The sequence below is a fragment of the Streptomyces sp. NPDC007162 genome (genome assembly GCF_040634175.1).
Taxonomy (GTDB): Bacteria; Actinomycetota; Actinomycetes; order Streptomycetales; family Streptomycetaceae; genus Streptomyces.
Genome location: NZ_JBEYFC010000676.1, coordinates 1 through 4,047, shown reverse-complemented (window position 1 = coordinate 4,047; position 4,047 = coordinate 1). Strand labels below are relative to the sequence as shown.

4 protein-coding genes are annotated in these 4,047 nt (G+C 71.3%); 2 read left to right on the top strand and 2 right to left on the bottom strand.

The window, feature by feature from the left end:
• Positions 1-58 precede the first annotated feature (58 nt).
• Positions 59-532: a carboxymuconolactone decarboxylase family protein gene (locus ABZ646_RS41865; RefSeq protein ID WP_360531617.1), complete on the bottom strand. Its 474-nt coding sequence runs from the start codon at positions 530-532 to the stop codon at positions 59-61.
• A gap of 128 nt (positions 533-660) precedes the next feature.
• Entirely contained in the window at positions 661-1,527 is an 867-nt protein-coding gene (locus tag ABZ646_RS41860) for a hypothetical protein (RefSeq protein WP_360531614.1), read from the bottom strand.
• A 201-nt stretch (positions 1,528-1,728) separates the two neighbouring features.
• Between ABZ646_RS41860 and ABZ646_RS41855 the strand changes: the two genes are divergently transcribed.
• Both ABZ646_RS41855 and ABZ646_RS41850 read left to right on the top strand, forming a co-directional pair.
• Positions 1,729-2,886, top strand: coding sequence for a mandelate racemase/muconate lactonizing enzyme family protein (locus tag ABZ646_RS41855; RefSeq protein WP_360531611.1), 1,158 nt, complete (start codon positions 1,729-1,731; stop codon positions 2,884-2,886).
• Complete coding sequence (locus ABZ646_RS41850) at positions 2,883-3,890, top strand: alcohol dehydrogenase catalytic domain-containing protein (protein WP_360531608.1); 1,008 nt, start codon at positions 2,883-2,885, stop codon at positions 3,888-3,890. Before ABZ646_RS41855 ends, ABZ646_RS41850 begins: the two co-directional genes overlap by 4 nt.
• Positions 3,891-4,047 lie beyond the last annotated feature (157 nt).

The following is a 4,047-nucleotide window of genomic DNA, read 5'->3' as shown; positions in this document are numbered from 1 at the left end:
GGCGGACTGAACGCGAAGGGGGGCCGGTGCCCGGTGGCACCGGCCCCCCTTCGGAGGGTCAGGCGAACTGGCCGGGCCGGTAGTCTCCCGCCGGCTGCTGCAGGATGACGTTCAGCCGGTTGTAGGCGTTGATCAGGGCGATCGTCGCCACCAACGCGACGAGTTCCTCTTCGGTGTAGTGCTTGGCCGCGTTCTCCCACACCTCGTCGGGTACGCCGCCCGCCGCGTCGGCGATACGGGTGCCCTGCTCCGCCAGTTCCAGGGCGGCGCGCTCGGCCTCGGTGAAGACGGTCGCCTCGCGCCAGGCGCCGACCATGTGGAGGCGCTGCTGGGTCTCGCCGGCCTCGGCCGCGTCCTTGGTGTGCATGTCGAGGCAGAAGCCGCAGCCGTTGATCTGGCTGGCGCGGATCTTGACCAGTTCCAGGGTGGCGGCGGGGATCGACGTCCCCTCGACGACCTTGCCCGCCCCGCCGAAGGCCTTGATGAGCTTGTTGGCGACGGGGCTGGCGAAGAGGTTCAGACGGGCTTCCATGGGGGCTCCCTGTGGTGTCGTCGGTGGCGTCTCAGTGGGTTGCACACCTATGACGGAGCGGGGGCGACGGATGTGACACGTTTGCTGGATTTGCTTTGGTGGTGGGTTGACTCACGGGGGCGCCGCCGTCACGTGCACCACCACAGGAAGCGGTTGCAGCTGTCCGTCGGGGACGGATCGGGGGACGGGGCCGGTGTCGTCGGGGTGGTCGTCGGCGTCGAGCCCGTCGTGGCGGTCGCCGTCGCCGTCGGCCTGCCGCCGACCGGGCCCGCCGTCGCCGACTGGGCGGCGGGGTCCTTCGGGGACGGCGACGGGGAGTCGGACGCCTTGTCCTTCGACACGGAGGGGGACGGGGAGGCCGAGGGGCCGGGCGAGGCGGACTTCGACCCGGCCGGCGCGCCGGACACGCCGTCCACGGGCCGGGACGTCGTACCGGGGGACGACGTCGCCGTGCCGCCGTCGGTCGTCTCGCCGCCCGCCGCGGCCGAGCCGGGGCTGGTGAACGGTATGGCGTCGGTGCCCAGTTCGGCGAGGCTCAGGGCGCCGGCCGCGAGGACGCAGGCCGCGCTCACGAGCAGGATCCTGCGCCGCCGTCTTCGATGGACCGCGGCCTTGCGGTCGCGGCGGCTCCCGTCGGCCCCGGAGGGGCCCGTGGGGGCGTGGTCGGAGGGGCCCCCGGACGGCCCGGCGGGACTCTCGGCGGCCCGGCCGCGCCCTCGGCCGCGGGTGGCGCGGCGGCGGTCCGCCCGGCCGCCCGCCGGGGGTTCGCCGGGACCGTAGGCTCCGTCACCCTCGTCGTCGCCGTACCCGGCGTCCGGTCCGTCGGCGGCGTGGCCCGCGGCGGCGTGGTCGTCGTGTCCCGCGCCGGTGGACTCAACCCCCTCGTACGGAGTTTCGACGCTCCCGGACGCGTGACGGGTTTCGACCAGGGCGCCGCACCCGGGACAGGCGAGGGCGCCGTTGAGGTGCCGTCGGCACGGGTGGCAGTAGTCCATGACGCGGGAAGACTAAGTTCCCCGCGGGTCCCATCACCAGCCGCCTCTGTGAAGGTTCTGTGGGGGACCGAAAGAACTATCGAAAGCCTTGTCGAAACCGTTACCTGTTCGACCCATTGACACTGCCCTCACCCCATCCTTACTGTCACGCCAGCATTTCGAACGCGTGACGAAATCTCGAACAGCTGAGGGGCAACTGCCGTGCGCATCACCGGAATCAGCACACACGTGGTCGGGACGCCTTGGCGGAACCTGACCTACGTCCAGGTGCACACCGACGAGGGGATCACCGGAGTCGGCGAGACCCGGATGCTCGGTCACACCGACGCGCTGATCGGCTACCTGCGGGAGGCCGAGGCCAACCACATTCTCGGTTCCGACCCGTTCGCATTGGAAGACCTCGTACGCCGGATGAAGTACGGCGACTACGGCCGGGCGGGCGAAATCGTCATGTCCGGTATCGCCGTGATCGAGATGGCCTGCTGGGACATCAAGGGCAAGGCGCTGGGCGTGCCGGTGTGGCAGCTGCTCGGCGGCAAGGTGACCGACAAGGTCAAGGCGTACGCCAACGGGTGGTACACGACCGAACGGACGCCGGAGGCCTACCACAAGGCGGCCCAAGGGGTGATGGAGCGCGGCTACAAGGCGCTGAAGATCGACCCCTTCGGTACCGGGCACTTCGAGCTGGACCATGAGCAGACGCTGTACTCCGTGTCGCTGATCGAGGCGGTGCGGGACGCCATCGGTCCGGACGCCGAGCTGATGCTGGAGATGCACGGCCGCTTCTCCCCCGCCACCGCCGTCCGGCTGGCCAAGGAGCTGGCCCCCTTCAAGCCGGCCTGGCTGGAGGAGCCGTGCCCGCCGGAGAACCTGAAGGCGCTGGAGAAGGTCGCCGCCAAGGTCGACGTCCCGGTCGCCACCGGTGAGCGCATTCACGACCGCATCGAGTTCCGCGAGCTCTTCGAGAGCCAGGCCGTGGACATCATCCAGCCGGACGTCGGCCACATCGGCGGCATCTGGGAGACGCGCAAGCTCGCCGCCACCGCCGAGACGCACTACGTCCTGGTCGCCCCGCACAACGTCGGCGGCTCCGTGCTCACCGCCGCCTCCCTCCAGGTCGGCTTCAGTTCCCCGAACTTCAAGATCCTGGAGCACTTCAACGACTTCGCCGACGCCGAGATCAAGAAGGTGGTCAAGGGCGCGCCCGAGGTGGTCGACGGGTACTTCCACCTGTCCGACGCGCCGGGACTCGGGGTGGAGTTCGACGCCGACGCGGCCGCCGAGTTCCCGCAGCAGCAGGCCCGCTTCGACCTGTGGGCGGACGGCTGGGAGCAGCGCAAGCCGAAGGGCACCCAGTGAGCGCGTCCCAGGTCGTCATCGAGGCGCCGGGCGCGCACCGGGTCGAGGAACACACGCCCCGCGAGCCCGGTCCCGGTGAGGCGCTGGTCGCGGTGCACGCGGTCGGTATTTGCGGAAGTGATCGCGAGGTGTTCCAGGGGAACCGGCCCGAGGGGTACGTCCGCTACCCGCTGACGCCGGGCCACGAGTGGTCCGGGACGGTACAGGCGGTCGGCGCCGGAGTGCCCACCGGGCTGGTCGGCCGCAAGGTGGTCGGCGAGGGCTTCAGGAACTGCCAGGTGTGCGACCGCTGCCATGCCGGCGAGACCACCCTGTGCAGCTACGGCTACGAGGAGACCGGCTTCACCCAGCCGGGCGCCATGGCCGCCACCCTCACCCTGCCGGCCCGGCTGCTGCACCCCCTGCCGGACGAAGCCGACCTCACCGCCGCCGCGCTCCTGGAGCCCGCGGCCTGTATCGCGGCCGCCGCCCTGAAGGGCAACGCCCAGCCGGGTGAGCGGGTCGCGGTGGTCGGCACCGGGACGCTGGGCATGTTCGCCGTGCAGTTCCTGCGCGCGATCTCGCCGGGCGAGCTGCTGGTCGTCGGCACCCGGAGCGACCGGGAGGCGCTCTCCCGGCAGTTCGGGGCCACCGACTTCCGTACCAAGGGCCAGGAACTGCCCGACGACTTCGACGTGGTCATCGAGACCGCCGGGTCCGCGTCCGCCGCGCGCACCGCCGCCTCCCTGCTCAGGCGCGGCGGACGCCTGGTCCTGACCGGCATCCCGGCCGCGGGCGCCGACGGCCTCGACCCGACCGACCTCGTCGTACGGCAGCTGGAGGTGCACACCGTCTTCGGAGCGCCGCCGGACGCCTGGGCGCACACGGTACGGGTCTTCGGGGCCGGTCTCCTCGACCCGTTGCCACTGGTCACGCACGAGCTGCCGTTGACCGAGTTCCCGCAGGCCATCGAGCTGATGGGAGCCGGTGATCCGAAGGTGGGCAAGGTGCTGCTCCGCCCCTGAGTCGTACGCCGGTCGCGGCGTGCCCTGACCTCGCCGGGGCCGGCGTACCACCACACCGTTTTTTCACCCGAGTCCTCACCGTGGACGTGCTGTTCTCCTGGGCGCTGGTGGCGCTGTGGCTGCTGGTGCGGGAGCCACTGGTGGCACTCCTCCCCCG